A 19,964-nucleotide genomic window follows, 5' to 3' on the forward strand; every position below is an offset into this window, starting at 1 on the left:
GCCCAGGCAGGGTGCGGGATGCAACATGAGGCCCATTGGTCCGCGACTTGACGTCACTTCATATGCCAGGCCCGAGGCAATCGGTTAGAATGCCCCCCCAATTCAGCCCGATCCTTGAGGACCGCCATGTTCAGCCGTGATTTGACCATTGCCAAGTACGACGCCGAGCTCTTCGAAGCCATGCAGCAAGAAGCCCTGCGCCAGGAAGAGCATATCGAGCTGATCGCTTCGGAAAACTACACTAGCCCCGCCGTCATGGAAGCCCAGGGTTCGGTACTGACCAACAAGTACGCCGAAGGCTATCCAGGCAAGCGCTACTATGGTGGCTGCGAGTACGTCGACGTGGTCGAGCAACTGGCCATCGACCGTGCCAAGCAACTGTTCGGCGCCGACTACGCCAACGTCCAGCCGCACGCCGGCTCCCAGGCCAACGCCGCGGTCTACCTGGCCCTGCTGTCGGCCGGTGACACCATTCTCGGCATGAGCCTGGCCCACGGCGGCCACCTGACCCACGGTGCTTCCGTGAGCTCGTCGGGCAAGCTGTACAACGCCATCCAGTACGGCATCGACGGCAACGGCCTGATCGACTACGACGAAGTCGAGCGCCTGGCTGTCGAGCACAAGCCGAAGATGATCGTCGCCGGCTTCTCGGCCTACTCGCAGGTACTGGACTTCGCCCGCTTCCGCGCTATCGCCGACAAGGTCGGTGCCTACCTGTTCGTCGACATGGCCCACGTGGCTGGCCTGGTCGCCGCAGGCGTGTACCCGAACCCGGTGCCGTTTGCCGACGTCGTCACCACCACCACCCACAAGACCCTGCGCGGTCCACGTGGCGGCCTGATCCTGGCGCGCAAGAACGAAGAAATCGAGAAGAAGCTCAACTCCGCCGTCTTCCCAGGCGCCCAGGGTGGCCCGCTGGAGCATGTCATCGCAGCCAAGGCGATCTGCTTCAAGGAAGCGCTGCAGCCTGAGTTCAAGACCTACCAGCAGCAAGTGGTGAAGAACGCCCAGGCCATGGCCAGCGTGTTCATCGAGCGTGGTTTCGACGTCGTTTCCGGCGGCACCCAGAACCACCTGTTCCTGCTGTCGCTGATCAAGCAGGAAATTTCCGGTAAGGACGCCGACGCCGCTCTGGGCAAGGCCTTCATCACCGTCAACAAGAACTCGGTACCGAACGACCCACGTTCGCCGTTCGTCACCTCGGGCCTGCGCTTCGGCACCCCAGCCGTGACCACCCGTGGCTTCAAGGAAACCGAGTGCCGCGAACTGGCGGGCTGGATCTGCGACATCCTCGCCGACCTGAACAACGAAGCGGTAATCGACGCCGTGCGTGAGAAGGTCAAGGCCATCTGCAAGAAGCTGCCGGTATACGGCAACTGATCGGCGATCGCCCGATGTGAAAAAGCCCGGCCATGTGCCGGGCTTTTTTGTGGGCGAATGGATGCGAGCTACAGGACTGCCGTCGGGCTTGCAGCGCACACGCCGTGTTCAGGCACCAGGCGTATGTCCACACGCTGCCCCAATGCCCTGGCAGCACTGGCTAGCGTTGCCAGTGTCATGCCTGGGTCGGTCTGATCCAAGGCCCTGTCTACCGCTGCACGGCTGGTATGCATGCGCTCTGCGAGCGCCTTCTTGCTGACCTTCTGCTGCTTCATGGCCTCTGTCAGTTGCCAGGCGATCACCCGTTTCAGGGCTGCTGCCGTGACGGGCTCCAGAAGGCCTTCCTCGGCGAGAAAATCATCGAAACCGGAACCGATATGAGGGTTCATGGCATATGCCTCCTGAGGCTTGTCTTGCGTTGCCTGGCCAGTGAGAGATCGACCAAGGGCGTTTTCTGGCATTTCTTGATGAATCCGTGGAGCAGGACCATCGCCCCCTCGCTCATCGTGAACAGGACTCGCGCGGCTGTATCTCCCAGATCGACGCGAATCTCCCAAAGCCCACTTTCCATCTTGCGGACCAAGGGCATGCCAATCGGCCAGCCGAACTGCACAGACTTGATCTCGTAGCCGATCAGCTGACGTTGCTCCCGGGACAACCCCTTCAACCAATCGCGTACAGGCTCGTTACCTAGCTCGCTGCGAAAGAAAAGAACATTGATCTGGTGATCCGATACGGCCAAGTGTACCAAAAAAGATACTCCTTTCAAGGGGCCGTGAAACTTGGCCCGATTAAATTCCATTGGGCCAATAAAAATGCCGCCATTGGGCGGCATTATCGAGTCAGCGGGGCGCCTTCAAGCGTGAGACAAAGCCTCAAAACCAGCCCGAATCGCTTCCTCCGGCAAGTCATCGGCAATGAACACCATCACGCTTTCGCGGGCTTCACCTTCTGCCCACTCGGCATCCCAATCGAAGCCATAGAGCTTGAGCACGCCCTGGAACACCAGGCGCCGGTCATCCCCGGCGATGTTCAACACCCCCTTGTAGCGCAGCAGTTGCTTGCCATGGTTTTCCAGCAGCTCGTTCATGAAGTCGCTGAGGCGGTCGATGTCCAGTGGCGTCTCGCTGCGCAGCACCAGGGTGGAAATACGATCCGGCGTGGCGGGCTTGAGGATGGGCCGCAGGGTTGGCCGGGGCGCGATACCGAGGTCCGGATTGAGGTTGAAACCGCGCACGTCGAGCAGTTCGGCCAGGTCGATGCGGCCATGCTCGACCACGCGCAGGGCCGCGCGGCCGTTGATGCGACCGAGGCGCACGCGCAGGGCCTCCACCGCCTCTGCTGTGACCAGGTCGGTCTTGCTCAACAGCAGGCGATCGGCAAAGCCCACCTGGGCCTGGGCGATGGTTTGCGCCAGGTGTGTGTCGGCATGCGCCGCATCCACCAGGGTGATGATGCCATCGAGGATGTAGCGCTCGCGCAACTCTTCATCGACGAAGAAGGTTTGCGCCACCGGCGCCGGGTCAGCCAGGCCGGTGCATTCGATGACCAGGCGGTCGAAGGCGATCTCCCCGGCATCCAGGCGTTCGAGCAGCAGGTACAGGGCGCGCGTCAGGTCGCCGTGGATGCTGCAGCAGACGCAGCCATTGGCCAGGGTCATGACCTGCACCGGCTCGTCGCCCAGCAGCTGGCTGTCGATGCCGGCCTCACTGAATTCGTTCTCGATCACGGCGATCTTCAGGCCGTGCTCGGCCTTGAGCATGTACTTGAGCAGCGTGGTCTTGCCGGCGCCGAGGAAACCGGTGAGCACTGTTACGGGAATAGGCGTATGCACGCGGAAAGCCTCCTGGGCAAAAAAACACAGACCCCATCGTCGGCAAGCCGGCTCCTACGGTTTTGCAGGAGCCGATTTGCCGGCGATGGGGCCAGGGCAAGCTAACAACAGTTGAGGATCAACAGCATTTAGGCCCGGACTTGCCACCGTAGCGCGCTTCCTGGCGTTCTCGGAAGAACGCCTCGTAGCTCATCACCGGTTTGTCCGGGTGCTTGGTCTGCATGTGCTCGACATAGTTGTCGTAGTCGGGCATGCCGACCATCAGGCGGGCTGCCTGCCCCAGGTATTTACCCAGTCGACCCAGGTCGTTGAACATCGTTGCAGTCCTCTCAAGCGTCAGGCAGGGCCTGGAACGGGGATTCCTTGTCGCTGCGCTCCTTGCGTCCAAGTGCGGCATAACCGACCTTGACGGCGAAGAACAGCACGCTGAACACCACCAGCAGGAACAGCACGGTCAGGCCGGCGTTGGTGTAGGCATTGAAGATCACGTGCTGCATCTGGCCGATGTCCTTGGCCGGCGCCAGTACCTGGCCGGCATCCAGCGCGGCGCTGTACTTCTTGGCCAGGGCCAGGAAACCGACCGCCGGATTCGGGTCGAACAGCTTGATCAGGCCCGCAGTGGTGGTGCAGATCAGCAGCCATACCGCTGGCAACAGGGTGACCCAGACATAGCGCTCGCGCTTCATCTTGATCAGGACCACGGTGCCCAGCATCAGCGCGATACCGGCCAGCATCTGGTTGGAGATACCGAACAGCGGCCACAGGGTGTTGATGCCACCGAGCGGATCGATCACGCCCTGGTACAGCAGGTAGCCCCACAAGGCGACGCAACCTGCGGTACCGATCAGGTTGGCAGTCCACGACTCGGTGCGCTTGAGGGCTGGCACGAAGCTACCCAGCAGGTCCTGGAGCATGAAGCGACCGGCACGGGTACCGGCGTCGACCGCGGTAAGGATGAACAGCGCCTCGAACAGGATCGCGAAGTGGTACCAGAAGGCCATGGTGTTCTCACCTGGCAGGACCTGGTGAAGGATCTGCGCGATACCCACCGCCAGGGTTGGCGCACCACCGGCACGGGCCAGCACGGTGTGCTCGCCGATGTCGCGGGCGACCGCTTCCAGTTGCTCGGGGGTGATCAGGAAGCCCCAGCTGCTGACGGTCTGCGCCACCGAGGCGACATCCGCGCCAACCACGGCGGCCGGGCTGTTCATGGCGAAGTACACGCCAGGCTCGATCACCGAAGCGGCGACCATGGCCATGATGGCGACGAACGACTCCATCAGCATGCCGCCGTAGCCGATGTAGCGGGCGTTGGTTTCGTTGTCCAGCAGCTTGGGCGTGGTGCCCGAGGAGATCAGCGCATGGAAGCCCGATACCGCGCCACAGGCGATGGTGATGAACAGGAACGGGAACAGCGTGCCCTTCCACACCGGGCCGGTGCCGTCGGTGAACTGGGTCAGCGCGGGCATTTTCAGCTCGGGCGCGATGATCAGGATGCCGATGGCGAGGCCGACGATGGTGCCGATCTTGAGGAAGGTCGACAGGTAGTCACGCGGCGCGAGTACCAGCCAGACCGGCAGTACCGCAGCGACGAAGCCGTAGCCCACGAGCATCCAGGTGATCTGTACGCCGGTGAAGGTGAACGCCGGGCCCCAGACCGGATCTGCGGCAATCTGGCCCCCCAGCCAGATCGACAGCAGCAGCAGCACCACACCGATCACCGAAATCTCGCCGATGCGGCCCGGGCGGATGTAGCGCATGTAGATGCCCATGAACATGGCGATCGGGATGGTCGCCATCACCGTGAACATGCCCCATGGGCTCTCGGCCAGGGCCTTGACCACGATCAGTGCCAGCACCGCGAGGATGATGATCATGATCAGGAAGCAGCCGAACAGGGCGATGGTTCCGGGGATGCGGCCCATCTCCTCGCGCACCATGTCGCCCAGCGAGCGACCGTTGCGGCGGGTGGACAGGAACAGGACCATGAAGTCCTGGACCGCGCCGGCCAGCACCACGCCGGCGATCAGCCACAAGGTACCGGGCAGGTAGCCCATCTGCGCGGCGAGAACCGGGCCCACCAGGGGACCGGCGCCAGCGATGGCGGCAAAGTGGTGACCGAACAGAATGTGCTTGTTGGTCGGGACGTAGTCCAGACCATCGTTGTTGAGCACCGCCGGGGTAGCCCGACGGGGGTCGAGTTGCATCACCTTGGTGGCGATGAACAGGCTGTAGTAGCGATAGGCGACCAGGTAGATGGCCACTGCTGCGACCACGATCCACAAGGCATTGATCGCCTCGCCGCGACGCAGGGCAACCACACCCAGCGCACAGGCTCCTATGACGGCCAGCGCGAGCCACGGAATGTGGCGTAGCAGGCTATTATTGTTGTTCATGGTTTACTTCCAGCTGGTGGATTGGAAAGACCGCCCACCGAGTCTAGGGCGAGTCATCGCGCATTGCCATACTTGCTTTGGTCTAGAGCCTCTGCGGGCTGATTCGCGACACCGGATGTGCACATAAAGCTAACTATAGTCAGGATGTCCTCTCGGAGAGCCCGACCATGAACCCACACGACGAACGCCGGCGGTTCCAACGCATCGACTTCGACGCCCCCACCGAACTGCGCCAGGGCGCGCGGCGCTGGCCGGTAAGGCTGCTCGACCTGTCACTCAAGGGCCTGCTGGTCGAGCGACCGGAGCCTTGGGATGCCGACCTGACCCAGGACTTCGATGCCATCATCCACCTGGACAACCGCACCCACGTACAGATGCAGGTCGAATTGCGCCACGAGGAAGCCACCCGGCTGGGTTTCATCTGCTTGTACCTGGACCTCGACTCGATGAGCCACTTGCACCGTTTGGTGGAATTGAACGTGGCCGACAGCACCGAAATGATGCGCGAGCTGCGTGAACTCATCGAATATTGAAATCTTTTAGCTAGCTAATAGCTCCTCCAGCAGGCGTTTCCTGTCTACCCAGACAGCTTTCTGCCTGGTGCGCAGCATTTTGTGTACACCCCTCTAACGCAGCCTCTACAGACTTGGAACGCAATCTGCATTCAGGTGTTACGCACCCTGCGAGCACCGTTGTGCGCGCTCCGATCAAAATATTGTATACAATTGTTGTGGCAATGATTTGTAGGAACTGTCTACAGTAGCCACACAAAAATAAACAGAGAGCCTGCTCCATGACCACGTCTCCTAGCACGTCTCCCGCCCAGCGCCCCGAGGACGAAAACCTTGGCCTCGGGGCGAACCTGGCCTACGGCCTGCAGCATGTGCTGACCATGTATGGGGGGATCGTTGCCGTACCCCTCATCCTGGGGCAGGCGGCTGGCCTGAATCCGGCCGAGATCGGCCTGCTGATCGCCGCCTCGCTGTTCGCCGGTGGCCTGGCCACGTTGCTGCAAACACTCGGCCTGCCCTTCTTCGGCTGCCAGCTGCCATTGGTGCAGGGCGTGTCCTTCGCGGGGGTGGCGACCATGGGGGCGATCCTCAGCAGCGAGGGTGGCGGTGGCCTGCCTGGGGTGTTGGGCGCGGTCATGGCCGCATCGCTGATCGGCTTTCTGATCACCCCGGTGTTTTCACGCATCACCAAGTTCTTCCCACCCCTGGTGACCGGCATCGTCATCACCACCATCGGCCTGACCCTGATGCCCGTGGCGGCCCGTTGGGTGATGGGTGGCAACAGCACCTCGCCGGAGTTCGGCAGCGTGGCCAACATCGGCCTGGCCGCGCTGACCTTCGCCATCGTGCTGCTGCTGAGCAAACTCGGCAACGCCGCGATTTCGCGCCTGTCGATCCTGCTGGCGATGGTGGTCGGTACGCTGATCGCCTGGAGCCTGGGCATGGCCGACTTCAGCAAGGTCACCGAAGGCCCGATGTTCGCCTTCCCCACGCCGTTCCACTTCGGCATGCCGACCTTCCACATCGCGGCGATCCTGTCGATGTGCATCGTAATCATGGTGACCCTGGTGGAAACCTCGGCCGACATCCTGGCAGTGGGCGAGATCATCGACACCAAGGTCGACTCCAAACGCCTGGGCAACGGCCTGCGCGCCGACATGGCATCGAGCATCCTGGCGCCGGTATTCGGCTCCTTCACCCAGAGCGCATTCGCCCAGAACGTCGGCTTGGTGGCCGTGACCGGGGTCAAGAGCCGCTACGTGGTGGCCACTGGCGGTGTAATCCTGGTGGTGCTCGGCCTGCTGCCGATCATGGGCCGGATCATTGCCGCCGTGCCGACGCCAGTGCTCGGCGGGGCGGGTATCGTGCTGTTCGGCACGGTGGCGGCCAGCGGTATCCGCACGCTTTCCAAGGTCAGCTACAAGAACAACGTCAACCTGATCATCGTCGCCGCTTCGTTGGGCTTCGGGATGATCCCGATCGCCGCGCCAACCTTCTACCATCAGTTCCCGAACTGGTTCGAAACCATCTTCCACTCGGGCATCAGCTCTGCGGCGATCATGGCCATCCTGCTTAACCTGATCTTCAATCACTTCACCAAAGGCAATTCGGATCAGCAGTCGGTCTTCGCCGCAGGCTACGAACGCACCATTCAGTATTCCGACATCTCGGCGCTACGCGATGGCGACTACTTCAAGGATGGCAAGCTGTTCGATGCCGAGGGCAACGAAGTGCCGATGCTGGAGCCGGGCGAAAAGAGCAGCGAGGCACCCAGGCGCAGTGCGGTGGCCGAGCATTGAACGCTGATTGAGTGGTGATGGGGGAAGCCGATGCGCATCGTCGGCTTCCCTTTTTTCTTTTGTCTGCAGTGGCCTCTTCGCGGGCTTGCCCGCGAAGAGGCCGATGCAGATAAGGAATTACTCGAACAGGGCGTCCAGGGCCTGTTCCAGCCGCGTGACGGCAATCACCTGCAGCCCCGCCGGCGACTCCTTCGGCGCATTGCCCTTGGGCACGATGGCGCGCTTGAAGCCATGCTTGGCCGCTTCCTTCAGCCGCTCCTGGCCACTGGGCACCGGCCGCACCTCGCCCGACAAGCCGATTTCGCCGAACACCAGCAGCCCATGGGCCAATGGCCGGTTGCGCAGGCTGGACATCACCGCAGCCAACAGGGCCAGGTCCGAAGCGGTCTCCAGCACCTTGACCCCGCCAACCACGTTGAGGAATACATCCTGGTCGTGCGTGGGAATGCCGCCATGCCGGTGCAGCACCGCCAGCAGCATGGCCAGGCGGTTCTGATCCAGGCCAAGGGTGACCCGCCGCGGGTTGGCCAGGTGGCTGTCGTCGACCAGCGCCTGCACCTCCACCAGCATCGGCCGGGTTCCCTCCCAGGTGGCCATGACCACGCTGCCGGGCACCTCTTCCTGGGTGCGGTTGAGGAAGATCGCCGACGGGTTCGACACCTCCTTGAGGCCGCGATCGGTCATGCCGAACACGCCCAGTTCGTTGACCGCGCCAAAACGGTTCTTCACCGCACGCAGCAGACGCAGGCGGCCATCGGACTCGCCTTCGAAATACAGCACGGTGTCGACCATGTGCTCGAGCACCCGGGGACCTGCCAGCGATCCCTCCTTGGTGACGTGGCCGACTAGGAAGATCGCGGTACCGCTCTGCTTGGCATAGCGCACCAGCAGCGCCGTGCTCTCACGCACCTGGGCGACGCCGCCGGGCGCCGACTGCAACTGCTCGGTGAAAATGGTCTGGATCGAGTCGATCACCATGACCCGCGGTTTTTCCTGGCGGGCAGTGGCGATGATGGTCTCGATGCAGGTCTCGGTCATGACCTTGAGTTGGTCCTGGGGCAGCCCCAGGCGCCGCGAACGCATGGCCACCTGCTGTTGCGATTCTTCGCCGGTGACGTACAACGCGGGCATGCCCACGGCAATGTTGCACAAGGTTTGCAACAGGATGGTCGACTTGCCGATGCCAGGATCACCGCCGATCAGCACCACCGAACCATCCACCAGCCCGCCGCCCAGCACGCGATCCAGCTCGGTACTGCTGGTGGTGAAACGCGGGATTTCCTCGACGCTGACCTCGGCCAGGGTCTTGATCTGCGCCTGCTGCCCGGTCCAACCGGCACGGCCGCTTGGCGCTGCGGCCCCGCCGCTCTCGATCATGGTCTCGACCAAGGTGTTCCAGGCCCCGCATTCGCCGCACTGGCCGGCCCATTTGGGAAAGGTCGCACCGCACTCGGTGCAGCCATACAAGCGCTTGGCCTTGGCCATGGGGCAGGTCTCCTGGGAAAAAACCGCCATGATAGCCGAGGCGGACGTGTCCCGAACGCGTCGAGACGCGACAAAACTATTCGTTCTAACGGCAGTCATTAGCCCTGAGCGCCACGCATGAAGCGTTTCGGTGGCTTACACTGCGTTTACCTCACCATTTGTTACAAGGAACCAAACATGGGCATGCTCAGTGAGTTCAAGGCCTTCGCGGTCAAAGGTAATGTCGTCGACATGGCGGTCGGTATCATCATCGGCGCGGCCTTCGGCAAGATCGTCTCCTCGTTCGTCGGGGACGTGGTGATGCCACCACTGGGGCTGCTGATCGGCGGCGTCGATTTCAGTGACCTGGCCATCACCCTCAAGGCAGCCGAAGGCGATATCCCGGCAGTGGTGCTGGCCTACGGCAAGTTCATCCAGACGGTGATCGACTTCATCATCATCGCCTTCGCCATTTTCATGGGCGTCAAGGCTATCAACCGCTTGAAGCGCGAGGAGGCCGCAGCGCCGAGCGCACCGCCCGTACCGACTCCTCAGGAAACCTTGCTGACCGAGATCCGCGACCTGCTCAAGGCGCAGAACCAGAACCGACAGCCCTGAAGGCTGGATGGGCCGCGCGGCGGCCCTCGTCTTACCAGTAGTTCTCGACCGCCACCTGCCCTGGCCGCTTGCTCAGGCTCAGTTGCAGGTCGCGGGCCTTCAGCACCTTGCGCGTCTCGTCGATCATCTGCGGGTTGCCGCACAGCATGATGCGCGAGTGCTCGGGCGAGAACTCGAGGCCTGCGGCTTTCTCCAGCTCACCGTTTTCGATCAGCGTGGTGATGCGGGCATTCAGGGCACCCGGGTGCTGCTCACGGGTCACCACCGGAATGAACTGCAGCTTGCCGGCGAACTCGGCCAGGTAGTCCCGCTGCTCCAACCCGGCAATTTCCTCCAGGTACGCAAGCTCCTTGGCTTCACGCACCGAGTACACCAGCTTGATGTTGTCGAAGCGCTCCCAGGCCTCGAAGTCCTGCAGGATCGACATGAACGGCGCGATACCCGTGCCAGTGGCGAGCAACCACAGATCGCGGCCGCCGACGAAACGATCCAGGGTCAGGTAACCGAATGCCTGGCGATCGACCAGCAGGGTATCGCCCTCGCCCAGCCGGCTCAGCTCACTGGTGAATTCGCCGCCAGGTACCACGATCGAGAAGAAATCCAGAAATTCGTCATGTGGCGCGCTTACCATCGAATAAGCCCGCCACACCACGCTGCCGTCGGCCTTGCTCACCCCTAGCCGGGCGAATTGGCCGGCACGGAAACGAAACCCAGTGTCACGAGTGGTCCGCAGGCTGAACAGGTTCGGCGTCAACGGATGGACTTCGAGCAGGGTTTGGCGGGTGAATTTCTCGGCGCTGGCGGTCATGAGGGACTCCATGGATTGCATGGGCCAAGTTTCGCGCAAAGTGATGTGAATAAACACCACTGGTTTGTAGGGCTAGCGTCAATGGGTGGCCCATTGCCCAGTAAAATAAGGCTCATATAGCAAAAAAAACCCAACAATCCGCTAGGACTTTCCTACAATCTCTCTGTAACTCACATGGATTGGGAATTACTACAATCAGGAGTTTGACCAGATGCCCACGCGTCACTGGAATTCCGAGCGGCTGCATCAGCTCGTCAGCGAGCGCTCGCCGCGACGCTTGTTCAACCTGGCGGTACACCTGACTCAAGAGCTAGGTATGGAATACCTGGGCTTGAAGTTGCGTATCCAGGTGGCCACGCAAACCCCTCGCTTGTTTCTCTACAGCAATTACCCAAGCGAGTGGATCGAGCGTTACCAGCACGATGACTTCTACCGCCAGGACCCGGCAGCGGCACACAGCCATGGCTCGACCATGCCCGTGCTGTGGACAGACGAGTTGTACTCAGAAGCCCCGCTCTTTCGCGAAGCGGCCTGCGCACACGGCTTGCGCCACGGCTGGACGCAGTCAGTGCACGACCTGCAGCACAATGAAAGCCAGTTGACCGTGGCCAGGCCCACGCCCAAGGTCAGCATGACCGAACTCTACGACAAGGCTGGCAGCGTGCAGTGGCTGTGCCACACCCTGCACGCCGTGCTCAGCGAGCATCACCTGGAAGAGATCTGCCCGCCCACACCGAAGATGAGCGACCGCGAGCTAGAGGTGCTGAAATGGTCTGCCGCGGGCAAGACCGCTGCCGATGTCGCCTGCATCCTGTCGTTGTCGCAAAGCACGGTGAACTTCCACATCCGCAGCGTGATCACCAAGACCAACGCGGCCAACAAAGCCGGCGCCATCGCCATAGCTGCCATGCGCGGATGGATCTGACGTCCTGCCTGCGATCCCCGGCAAAGCCCTGTAGAATCTGCGGCAAAAGCCCGCGCGACCTGCGGCGGGCAGATTCGTACCCGAGCCAGACGCCATGCCCCTGTTCACCACCCCGTATGCCCAACTCGACCTGATCCGCCAGCCGGACCAGGCCAACGCCCCCCTGCAAGCCTTCGACGCCGCCGACGAGTACCTGCTCGAACAGTTGCATGCCCAGGCGCCGGGAGCCGATTGCCGGGTGCTGGTGCTCAACGACAGTTTCGGTGCACTGGCCGCGAGCCTCGCCGGCCACTTGAGGGTGGTCAGCAGCGGCGACTCGCACCTGGCGCGCATGGCCCTGGAAAAGAACCTTGCACGCAATGACAGAGCGTACGACAGCGTACCCTTCGTCCCGGCCAGCGAGCCTTGGCAAGGCCCGTTCGACCGCGTATTGGTGCGTGTTCCCAAGACCCTGGCCTTGCTCGAGGAACAGTTGATCCGCCTGCAAGGCCACCTGGCCCCCGGTGCGCAGGTGATCGCTGGCGCCATGATCAAGCACCTGCCACGCGCGGCGGGCGACCTGCTGGAAACGTACATTGGCCCGATGCAGGCCTCCCTGGCACAGAAGAAGGCGCGCCTGCTCAGCGCCACCTGGGCAGGTCGCCCCGCCGCCCAGTCGCCCTACCCGAGCCGCTATCGCCTCGACGAACCGGCACTGGAACTGATCAACCATGCCAACGTGTTCTGCCGCGATGGGCTGGACATCGGCACCCGCGCCTTCCTTGCGCACTTGCCGCGTGACCTGGGCAACGCCCGCGTCGCCGACCTTGGTTGTGGCAATGGCGTGCTGGCGATCGCCAGCGCCCTGGCCAATCCGGATGCGCACTACACCTTGGTGGACGAGTCGTACATGGCCGTGCAGTCGGCCCGGGAGAACTGGCAGGCGGCCCTGGGCGAGCGGCCCGTCGAAGTGCTGCCCGGCGATGGCCTGGCCGGGGTCGAAAAGCAGTCACTGGACGTGGTGCTGTGCAATCCACCGTTCCACCAGCAGCAGGTCGTGGGCGACTTCCTCGCCTGGCGCATGTTCCAGCAGGCCCGCGAGGCGCTGGTTGTGGGTGGCGCGCTGTACATCGTGGGCAACCGTCACCTGGGCTATCACAGCAAGCTGGCGCGGCTGTTCCGGGGCGTCGAGCAGGTGGCGGCAACGCCCAAGTTCGTGATCCTCAAGGCCCGCAAGTAGAACGCAGGGGGCTGCTTTGCAGCCCTTTCGCGACACAAGGCCGCTCCCACAGTAGACCGCGATACTTTCAACTGTGGGAGCGGCCTTGTGTCGCGAAAGGGGCGCATAGCGCCCCCTGCAATTTCAATGGGTGGTAAGCCCCGCCGCCCCCATGAACAAGCGCATCACCCAAGCCGCCACGCCCAGGGCGGCCACGCTCATCGCCCAGATCAGCACCAGCCAACCCAGGCGCTGCCACAGCGGCCTTTTCTCATCCAGGCCATGCTTACCGGTCATCGTGCGACCCTCCTAGTGATAGCCGTCTTCATGGGTCACCTTGCCGCGGAACACGTAGTAGCTCCAGAAGGTGTAGCCAAGGATGAACGGCAGGATGAACAACGTGCCCACCAGCATGAAGCCCTGGCTTTGCGGCGGCGCCGCGGCATCCCAGATCGAGATCGACGGCGGGATGATGTTCGGCCACAGGCTGATGCCCAGGCCGCTGTAGCCCAGGAAGATGAGTACCAGGGTCAGCAGGAACGGCGTGTAGTGGGCGTTGCGGGCCACCGCCTTGAGCAGCCCGTAGAACGTCACCAGCACCAACACCGGCACCGGCATGAACCAGATCAGGTTGGGCATGCTGAACCAGCGGTCGGCGATTTGCGGATAGGCGATCGGCGTCCACAGGCTGACGATGCCGATGACCGCCAGCAACACCAGCGCCAGCGGCCGACCCAGGTTGTGCATCTGCTCCTGCAACGCCCCCTCGGTCTTCATGATCAGCCAGGTACAGCCCAGCAATGCATAGGCGACGATCAAGCCCAGGCCGCTGAACAGGCTGAACGGCGTCAGCCAATCCAGCGAGCCGCCAGCGTAATGCCGGTCGACCACCTTGAAGCCCTCGATGAAGGCGCCCAGGGCCACGCCCTGGAAGAACGTGGCGACCAGCGAACCCCAGATGAACGCCTTGTCCCACAGATGCCGGCGCTCGGCGGTGGCCTTGAAGCGGAACTCGAAGGCCACGCCGCGGAAGATCAGGCCGATCAGCATCAGGATCAGTGGCAGGTACAGCGCCTCGAGCACCACGGCATAGGCCATCGGAAACGCCCCGAACAACCCGGCACCGCCCAGCACCAGCCAGGTTTCGTTGCCGTCCCAGACCGGCGCGACGGTGTTCATCATCACGTCGCGATCACGCTCGGCCTTGACGAAGGGGAAGAGAATGCCGATGCCGAGGTCGAAGCCATCCATCACCACGTACATCATCACGCCGAAGATGATGATCACGGCCCAGATCAGCGGAAGGTCGATACCCATGGCTCAGTTCTCCTTGCTCAAGCTGGCGGAGTTGGCCTCATGGCCATCGTCGGCGGCGGACAGCGGCCGCGCCGGGGTACGCTTCTGGCCCGGCCCTCCCGGCCGTTGCTCGTCGCCCTCCCCGGTATGCGGGCCCTTGCGCACCAGGCGCATCATGTAGCCGAAACCGGTACCGAACAGCGCGAAGTAGACGACCACGAAGGCCACCAAGGTGAACCCGAGCTGGCTATAGCTATGCTGGGATACCGCATCTGCGGTGCGCATCAGGCCGTAGACCACCCAGGGCTGACGCCCGATCTCGGTGGTGAACCAGCCGGCCAGGATGGCGATCAGGCCGGACGGCCCCATCCACATCACGAAATGCAGGAACAGGCGGTTGCTGTACAACCCACCACTTCTGCGCAGCAGCAAGCTCCACAGCCCTGCCGCGATCATCAGCAGCCCCAGGGCGACCATCACGCGGAACGACCAGAAGACGATGGTCGAGTTGGGCCGGTCTTCGGGCGGGAACTCCTTCATCGCCGGCACCTGTTTGTCCAGGCTGTGGGTCAGGATCAAGCTACCGAGCGCGGGAATCTCGATCTTGTAGCGGGTGGTTTCGGCCTGCATGTCGGGGATGCCGAACAGAATCAGCGGCGTTGGCTCACCGGGCGTGTTTTCCCAGTGCCCCTCGATGGCGGCGATCTTCACCGGCTGGTGCTTGAGGGTGTTCAAACCATGGAAATCTCCGATCACCGCTTGCACCGGGGCCACGATCAGGGCCATCCACATGGCCATCGACAACATCTTGCGTACCGCCGGGTTGTCACGCCCACGCAGCAGGTGCCAGGCCGCCGATGCCCCGACGAAGAAGGCGGTGGCGACGAATGCCGCCGTGGCCATGTGCATCAGGCGGAACGGGAACGATGGGTTGAAGATCACCGCCAACCAATCCACCGGCACCACCCGGCCATCGATGATCTCGTGGCCCTGGGGAGTCTGCATCCAGCTGTTGGAAGCCAGGATCCAGAAGGTCGAGACCAGCGTGCCAAGCGCCACCATGCACGTGGCGAAGAAGTGCAGGCCACGGCCGACGCGGTTCCAGCCGAACAGCATGACGCCGAGGAAGCCCGCTTCGAGGAAGAAGGCGGTCAGCACTTCGTAGGTCAGCAAAGGGCCGGTGATGTTGCCGGCAAAATCGGAGAAGCGGCTCCAGTTGGTGCCGAACTGGTAGGCCATGACCAGCCCGGAGACCACGCCCATGCCGAAGTTGACGGCGAAGATCTTCGACCAGAAGTGGTACAGGTCGCGGTAGACGTTGTCGTGGGTCTTGAGCCACAGCCCCTCGAGTACCGCCAGGTAACTCGCAAGGCCAATGGTGATGGCAGGGAACAGGATGTGAAACGAAACGGTGAAGGCGAACTGGATTCGGGCGAGCTCGAGGGCTTCTATTCCGAACATGGTGCTTCCTCTTCAGATAAATCCGGCGTCCAGGCGGTGGGCCTTGTCGCCTACGGCCCCTACGTTTCAGTGGAGTACGGCGCGTTGGAATTGTTCTGTTCGATCGCAGGGAATCTGGCCCGAAGGCACGAATCGTTGCGTCTGGAAGCATTGATCCAGATCAACGTTTGACAGGAAGCATAGTCGGGAATGGCCAGGCAGGCCGTGTGGTTGTTTGCCGCGTGACCGGATGCCCCACCCACTTTCGGAAACTGTGAAAAAGTGCCGATAGCGGCAAACAGTAACTGTTTGTTACAAACAGATGATACGCTGCGCACCCCTCTACTGCGCCGAGGCCACTGGTTTTTCGATGTCCGATTCCGCACCGCAGTTGTTGCGTCATCACCGTCCGTTCCTGGCCTTCTGGCTGGCCCGGGTGTTCACCGCCAGCGGCTTCCAGATGCTCACCGTGGCGATTGGCTGGCACCTCTACCAGCTCACCGGCAACGTGCTCGACCTGGGCCTGGTCGGCTTGGTCGAGTTCGCCCCGCGGGTGCTGTTCATGCTGCACACCGGGCATGTCGCCGACCGCTATGATCGGCGCAAGGTCGCGGCGCTGTGCCAGAGCCTGCAAGGCCTGATCGCGCTGGCCCTGGCGCTGGGCAGTGCCACCGACAACGTCAGCCGCGAGCTCATTTTCGTGCTGGCCTTCCTGCTGGGCGCGACCCGCTCGTTCGAAATGCCGGCGACCCAGGCCTTGCTGCCCAACGTGGTGCCGCCCGGGCTGTTTCCGCGCGCCGTGGCCGCCTCGGCATCGGCCACCCAATCGGCGACCATCGTCGCGCCGGCCGTGGGCGGCTTCCTGTACGCCTTCGGCAGCATCTGGGTGTACGGGCCGACTGTGGCGCTGTATGCCATCGCCTGCGTGCTCACCCTGAGCCTGGACGCGCGTGGCCAGGTGGCCCAGCGCGGCCGTGCCAGCCTGGAGTCGCTGCTGGCCGGTATCCGCTTCATCCGCAGCCGCCCGGATATACTCGGGGCCATCTCGCTGGACCTGTTCGCCGTGCTGCTGGGCGGGGCCACGGCGCTGCTGCCGGTGTTCGCCAAGGACATCCTGCTCACCGGGCCACTGGGCCTTGGCCTGCTGCGCTCGGCGCCGGCAGTGGGAGCGCTGCTGATGTCGGTGTGGCTGGCGCGCTTCCCGTTCGAGCGCAAGGTCGGGCGCACCATGTTCACCGCAGTCGGCATATTCGGCGTGGCGACCATCGCCTTCGGCCTGTCGACGTCGTTCTGGTTCTCGCTGGCGGTGCTGGTGGTGCTGGGCGCGGCGGACATGATCAGCATGGTGATCCGCGGCGCATTCGTGCAGCTGGAGACACCGGACGAAATGCGCGGGCGGGTCAGTGCGGTGAACGGGTTGTTCATCGGCGCCTCGAACCAGCTTGGCGAATTCGAGTCCGGGGTCACGGCGCACTGGTTCGGCACGGTGCCGGCTGTAGTCCTGGGGGGCGTGGGGACACTGGTGGTGACGGGGGTGTGGATAAAACTGTTTCCGACCCTGGCCAAGCGGGACAGGCTGCACAACGGTTGATGTATGCCAGTACCGGCCTCTTCGCGGGGCAAGCCCGCTCCCACAGGTACTCCTAGACTTCACCATCTTTGGTGATCTTGTGGGAGCGGGCTTGCCCCGCGAAGAGGCCGGTACTGATACCATCAGCCCCATCCCCCCAACGGCCATAGGCCCCCGCCCTGCATGCTGGTATGATGCGCGGCTTTTTTCCGCCCCACACAAAACCTGCGTACCCGGTACGCACTGTGCTTTGCTGATGGGGTCGATACATTCACGGCGCCCCGAAGGCGCCTTGGGGAGCGGGCATGCTGGAAAGGCTGTTTCAACTAAGAGCACACAACACCAACGTGCGCACCGAGATTCTCGCCGGTGTCACGACGTTCCTGGCCATGGCCTACATCCTGTTCGTCAACCCGAGCATCCTCGGCGAAACCGGCATGGACAAGGGCGCGATCTTCGTCGCCACCTGCCTGGCCGCTGCCATCGGCTCGGTGACCATGGGCCTGATCGCCAACTACCCGATCGCGCTCGCGCCGGGCATGGGCCTGAACGCCTTCTTCACCTACACCGTGGTCCTGCACATGGGCCACACCTGGCAGGTGGCACTGGGCGCGGTGTTCCTCTCGGCGGTGATGTTCTTCCTGCTGTCGATCTTCCGCATCCGCGAATGGATCGTGAACAGCATCCCGCTGCCGCTGCGCTCGGCGATCGCCGCCGGCATCGGCCTGTTCCTGGCACTGATCGCGCTGCATAACGCAGGCATCGTCGTCGATAACCCAGCGACCCTGGTTGGCCTGGGCGACCTCAAGCAGCCGGCGCCGATCCTCGCTACCCTGGGCTTCTTCCTGATCGTCGGCCTGGAGTCGCTGAAGGTCCGCGGCGCCGTGCTGATCGGCATCCTGGTGGTGACCATCGCCTCGATCCTGATGGGCGTGACGCCGTTCGGTGGCGTGGTCTCGATGCCGCCTTCGCTGGCCCCGACCTTCCTCCAGCTGGATATCAAGGGCGCCCTGGACGTCGGCCTGGTCAGCGTGATCTTCGCCTTCCTGTTCGTCGACCTGTTCGACAACTCCGGCACCCTGATCGGCGTGGCCAAGCGCGCCGGCCTGATGGGCAAGGATGGCCACATGCCGAAGATGGGCCGCGCCCTGATCGCCGACAGCACCGCGGCCATGGCAGGTTCGCTGCTGGGCACGTCGACCACCACCAGCTACATCGAATCTGCCGCTGGCGTGAGTGCCGGTGGCCGCACCGGCCTGACCGCCATCGTGGTGGCGGTGTTGTTCCTGCTGGCGCTGTTCTTCGCCCCGCTGGCCGGGAGCGTACCGGCCTTCGCGACCGCACCGGCATTGCTGTTCGTCGCGGTGCTGATGGCCTCGGGCCTGGCTGAAATCAACTGGGACGACGTCACCGAAGCCGCACCGGTGGTGGTGACCGCCCTGGCCATGCCACTGACCTATTCGATCGCCAACGGCATCGCCTTCGGCTTCATTTCCTGGACCGCCGTCAAGCTGATCTCCGGCCGCCACCGCGACCTGAACCCGGCTCTGGTGATCCTTTCCATCCTGTTCGTCATCAAGCTGGGCTGGTTCAACGCATGAGTGCCGTCTTCGACCCCTCCTCCTACGCCACGCAGCTGGACGCCAAGCTCGCGCGCCTGCGCGAGCTGCTGGCGCCCTTCGGCGCGCCGGAGCCGGCCGTGTTCGACTCGCCGCGCGAGCATTACCGCCTGCGCGCGGAGTTTCGCCTGTGGCGCGAGGACGGCCAGCGCCACTATGCGATGTTCGCCCCGGGCGACAAGCACAAGGCGATCCTGATCGACGAATTCCCGATCGCCAGCCAGCGCATCAACGAACTGATGCCGCGCCTCAAAGCCGCCTGGCAGGGTAGCGAGGCGCTGAACAACCGCTTGTTCCAGGTCGAATTCCTGACCACCCTGGCCGGCGATGCGATGGTTACGATGTGCTACCACCGCCCGCTGGACGAGGCCTGGGAAGTGGCGGCCCGGCAGCTGGCCGCCGATCTCGACGTGAGCGTGATCGGCCGCTCCAAAGGCAAGCGCCTGGTGATCGGCCGCGATTACGCGGTGGAGAAACTGGACGTGGCCGGCCGTGTGTTCAGCTATCGCCAGCCGGAAGGGGCATTCACCCAGCCCAACGGCGCGGTGAACCAGAAGATGCTGAGCTGGGCCTTCGATGCCATCGGCGAGCGTGACGACGACCTGCTGGAGCTGTATTGCGGCAACGGCAACTTCACCCTGCCGCTGGCCACCCGCGTGCGCCAGGTGCTGGCCACCGAGATCAGCAAGACCTCGGTCAACGCGGCGCTGAGCAACCTCGACGAGAACGCCGTGGACAACGTGCGCCTGGTGCGCCTGTCGGCCGAAGAGTTGACCCAGGCACTGAACGACGTTCGCCCGTTCCGCCGGCTGGAAGGCATCGACCTGAAAAGCTACGCGTTCGGCACGGTGTTCGTCGACCCACCGCGTGCCGGGATGGACCCGGACACCTGCGAGCTGACCCGACGTTTCGAGCGCATCCTGTACATCTCGTGCAACCCCGAGACGCTGGCGGCGAACATCGCCCAACTGCAGGACACCCACCGCATCGAGCGCTGCGCGCTGTTCGACCAGTTCCCCTATACCCACCACATGGAGAGTGGGGTGTTGCTGGTTCGGCGCTGATCCAAAGATTGCCGGGGCTGCTTTGCAGCCCATCGCGACAC

General features: G+C 63.3%; 19 protein-coding genes. 9 read left to right on the forward strand and 10 right to left on the reverse strand.

All coding sequences use genetic code 11. The features are described 5' to 3' along the window. Positions 1-126: 126 nt before the first annotated feature. A complete protein-coding gene (gene glyA / locus E6B08_RS26650; RefSeq protein WP_136916700.1) occupies positions 127-1,380 on the forward strand; it encodes a serine hydroxymethyltransferase in 1,254 nt (417 codons plus the stop codon). A gap of 68 nt (positions 1,381-1,448) precedes the next feature. Here glyA and E6B08_RS26655 read toward each other — a convergent pair whose 3' ends face one another. The 5 genes from E6B08_RS26655 to E6B08_RS26675 form a co-directional block, all read right to left on the reverse strand. Then, entirely contained in the window at positions 1,449-1,769 is a 321-nt protein-coding gene (locus tag E6B08_RS26655; protein ID WP_136916701.1) for a helix-turn-helix domain-containing protein, read from the reverse strand. Further along, positions 1,766-2,101, reverse strand: coding sequence for a type II toxin-antitoxin system RelE/ParE family toxin (locus tag E6B08_RS26660; protein WP_238349370.1), 336 nt, complete (start codon positions 2,099-2,101; stop codon positions 1,766-1,768). Before E6B08_RS26660 ends, E6B08_RS26655 begins: the two co-directional genes overlap by 4 nt. Positions 2,102-2,236: 135 nt before the next feature. Continuing rightward, the gene (gene yjiA, locus E6B08_RS26665; protein WP_136916702.1) at positions 2,237-3,214 is read right to left on the reverse strand and encodes a GTPase; all 978 of its coding nucleotides are present in this window, start codon (positions 3,212-3,214) and stop codon (positions 2,237-2,239) included. 118 nt (positions 3,215-3,332) lie between these two features. After that, a complete protein-coding gene (locus tag E6B08_RS26670; protein WP_008094130.1) occupies positions 3,333-3,530 on the reverse strand; it encodes a YbdD/YjiX family protein in 198 nt (65 codons plus the stop codon). A 13-nt stretch (positions 3,531-3,543) separates the two neighbouring features. Continuing rightward, positions 3,544-5,610 (reverse strand): carbon starvation CstA family protein, encoded by a 2,067-nt coding sequence (locus tag E6B08_RS26675; RefSeq protein ID WP_136916703.1) that lies wholly within the window; start codon positions 5,608-5,610, stop codon positions 3,544-3,546. Between the two features lie 167 nt (positions 5,611-5,777). On the opposite strand from E6B08_RS26675, the gene E6B08_RS26680 reads away from it, so the two are divergent. After that, complete coding sequence (locus E6B08_RS26680; RefSeq protein WP_136916704.1) at positions 5,778-6,143, forward strand: PilZ domain-containing protein; 366 nt, start codon at positions 5,778-5,780, stop codon at positions 6,141-6,143. Positions 6,144-6,403: 260 nt separating this feature from the next. Beyond that, on the forward strand, positions 6,404-7,921 hold the full coding sequence (locus tag E6B08_RS26685) for a nucleobase:cation symporter-2 family protein (RefSeq protein ID WP_136916705.1): 1,518 nt from the start codon (positions 6,404-6,406) through the stop codon (positions 7,919-7,921). Between the two features lie 117 nt (positions 7,922-8,038). Here the strand turns inward: E6B08_RS26685 and radA are convergent, their stop codons facing one another. Next, complete coding sequence (gene radA, locus E6B08_RS26690) at positions 8,039-9,406, reverse strand: DNA repair protein RadA (protein WP_136916706.1); 1,368 nt, start codon at positions 9,404-9,406, stop codon at positions 8,039-8,041. 177 nt (positions 9,407-9,583) lie between these two features. On the opposite strand from radA, the gene mscL reads away from it, so the two are divergent. Beyond that, a complete protein-coding gene (gene mscL / locus E6B08_RS26695; protein ID WP_133332150.1) occupies positions 9,584-10,003 on the forward strand; it encodes a large-conductance mechanosensitive channel protein MscL in 420 nt (139 codons plus the stop codon). A gap of 31 nt (positions 10,004-10,034) precedes the next feature. On the opposite strand, the gene E6B08_RS26700 is transcribed toward mscL, so the two are convergent. After that, positions 10,035-10,811 carry a ferredoxin--NADP reductase gene (locus E6B08_RS26700; RefSeq protein ID WP_136916707.1) on the reverse strand — a complete coding sequence of 259 codons (777 nt, stop codon included), beginning with the start codon at positions 10,809-10,811 and terminating at the stop codon, positions 10,035-10,037. A 211-nt stretch (positions 10,812-11,022) separates the two neighbouring features. Here E6B08_RS26700 and E6B08_RS26705 point away from each other — a divergent pair, with 211 nt between their 5' ends. Further along, complete coding sequence (locus E6B08_RS26705; protein ID WP_136916708.1) at positions 11,023-11,736, forward strand: autoinducer binding domain-containing protein; 714 nt, start codon at positions 11,023-11,025, stop codon at positions 11,734-11,736. Positions 11,737-11,830: 94 nt separating this feature from the next. Then, on the forward strand, positions 11,831-12,955 hold the full coding sequence (locus E6B08_RS26710; protein WP_136916709.1) for a methyltransferase: 1,125 nt from the start codon (positions 11,831-11,833) through the stop codon (positions 12,953-12,955). Positions 12,956-13,078: 123 nt separating this feature from the next. Here E6B08_RS26710 and E6B08_RS26715 read toward each other — a convergent pair whose 3' ends face one another. Genes E6B08_RS26715 through E6B08_RS26725 form a run of 3 tightly spaced genes read right to left on the reverse strand, consistent with a single transcriptional unit; the run spans position 13,079 to position 15,691 of the window. Next, positions 13,079-13,231, reverse strand: a complete 153-nt coding sequence (locus E6B08_RS26715) for a DUF2474 domain-containing protein (protein WP_136916710.1) — start codon at positions 13,229-13,231, stop codon at positions 13,079-13,081. A gap of 12 nt (positions 13,232-13,243) precedes the next feature. Beyond that, the gene (cydB, locus tag E6B08_RS26720; RefSeq protein ID WP_136916711.1) at positions 13,244-14,251 is read right to left on the reverse strand and encodes a cytochrome d ubiquinol oxidase subunit II; all 1,008 of its coding nucleotides are present in this window, start codon (positions 14,249-14,251) and stop codon (positions 13,244-13,246) included. Positions 14,252-14,254: 3 nt separating this feature from the next. Further along, positions 14,255-15,691, reverse strand: a complete 1,437-nt coding sequence (locus tag E6B08_RS26725) for a cytochrome ubiquinol oxidase subunit I (RefSeq protein WP_136916712.1) — start codon at positions 15,689-15,691, stop codon at positions 14,255-14,257. A gap of 349 nt (positions 15,692-16,040) precedes the next feature. Here E6B08_RS26725 and E6B08_RS26730 point away from each other — a divergent pair, with 349 nt between their 5' ends. From E6B08_RS26730 to trmA, 3 genes are all read left to right on the forward strand, one after another. Continuing rightward, positions 16,041-17,261, forward strand: coding sequence for an MFS transporter (locus tag E6B08_RS26730; protein ID WP_136916713.1), 1,221 nt, complete (start codon positions 16,041-16,043; stop codon positions 17,259-17,261). A gap of 284 nt (positions 17,262-17,545) precedes the next feature. Then, positions 17,546-18,841 (forward strand): NCS2 family permease, encoded by a 1,296-nt coding sequence (locus E6B08_RS26735; RefSeq protein ID WP_136916714.1) that lies wholly within the window; start codon positions 17,546-17,548, stop codon positions 18,839-18,841. Continuing rightward, positions 18,838-19,923: a tRNA (uridine(54)-C5)-methyltransferase TrmA gene (trmA, locus tag E6B08_RS26740; protein WP_136916715.1), complete on the forward strand. Its 1,086-nt coding sequence runs from the start codon at positions 18,838-18,840 to the stop codon at positions 19,921-19,923. The genes E6B08_RS26735 and trmA overlap by 4 nt, the downstream gene beginning before the upstream one ends. The last annotated feature ends 41 nt before the right edge of the window (positions 19,924-19,964 follow it).

This window comes from Pseudomonas putida (assembly GCF_005080685.1).
GTDB lineage: Bacteria > Pseudomonadota > Gammaproteobacteria > Pseudomonadales > Pseudomonadaceae > Aquipseudomonas > Aquipseudomonas putida_V.

Excerpts from the sequence above, each read along its gene's own strand:
- mscL (WP_133332150.1), top strand. The coding sequence starts at position 9,584 with ATGGGCATGCTCAGTGAGTTCAAGGCCTTCGCGGTCAAAGGTAATGTC.
- E6B08_RS26710 (WP_136916709.1), top strand. The coding sequence starts at position 11,831 with ATGCCCCTGTTCACCACCCCGTATGCCCAACTCGACCTGATCCGCCAG.
- E6B08_RS26735 (WP_136916714.1), top strand. The coding sequence starts at position 17,546 with ATGCTGGAAAGGCTGTTTCAACTAAGAGCACACAACACCAACGTGCGC.
- E6B08_RS26685 (WP_136916705.1), top strand. The coding sequence starts at position 6,404 with ATGACCACGTCTCCTAGCACGTCTCCCGCCCAGCGCCCCGAGGACGAA.
- trmA (WP_136916715.1), top strand. The coding sequence starts at position 18,838 with ATGAGTGCCGTCTTCGACCCCTCCTCCTACGCCACGCAGCTGGACGCC.
- radA (WP_136916706.1), bottom strand. The coding sequence starts at position 9,406 with ATGGCCAAGGCCAAGCGCTTGTATGGCTGCACCGAGTGCGGTGCGACC.
- E6B08_RS26730 (WP_136916713.1), top strand. The coding sequence starts at position 16,041 with ATGTCCGATTCCGCACCGCAGTTGTTGCGTCATCACCGTCCGTTCCTG.
- E6B08_RS26700 (WP_136916707.1), bottom strand. The coding sequence starts at position 10,811 with ATGACCGCCAGCGCCGAGAAATTCACCCGCCAAACCCTGCTCGAAGTC.
- E6B08_RS26715 (WP_136916710.1), bottom strand. The coding sequence starts at position 13,231 with ATGACCGGTAAGCATGGCCTGGATGAGAAAAGGCCGCTGTGGCAGCGC.
- E6B08_RS26670 (WP_008094130.1), bottom strand. The coding sequence starts at position 3,530 with ATGTTCAACGACCTGGGTCGACTGGGTAAATACCTGGGGCAGGCAGCC.
- cydB (WP_136916711.1), bottom strand. The coding sequence starts at position 14,251 with ATGGGTATCGACCTTCCGCTGATCTGGGCCGTGATCATCATCTTCGGC.
- E6B08_RS26680 (WP_136916704.1), top strand. The coding sequence starts at position 5,778 with ATGAACCCACACGACGAACGCCGGCGGTTCCAACGCATCGACTTCGAC.
- E6B08_RS26675 (WP_136916703.1), bottom strand. The coding sequence starts at position 5,610 with ATGAACAACAATAATAGCCTGCTACGCCACATTCCGTGGCTCGCGCTG.
- E6B08_RS26705 (WP_136916708.1), top strand. The coding sequence starts at position 11,023 with ATGCCCACGCGTCACTGGAATTCCGAGCGGCTGCATCAGCTCGTCAGC.
- E6B08_RS26725 (WP_136916712.1), bottom strand. The coding sequence starts at position 15,691 with ATGTTCGGAATAGAAGCCCTCGAGCTCGCCCGAATCCAGTTCGCCTTC.
- E6B08_RS26655 (WP_136916701.1), bottom strand. The coding sequence starts at position 1,769 with ATGAACCCTCATATCGGTTCCGGTTTCGATGATTTTCTCGCCGAGGAA.
- glyA (WP_136916700.1), top strand. The coding sequence starts at position 127 with ATGTTCAGCCGTGATTTGACCATTGCCAAGTACGACGCCGAGCTCTTC.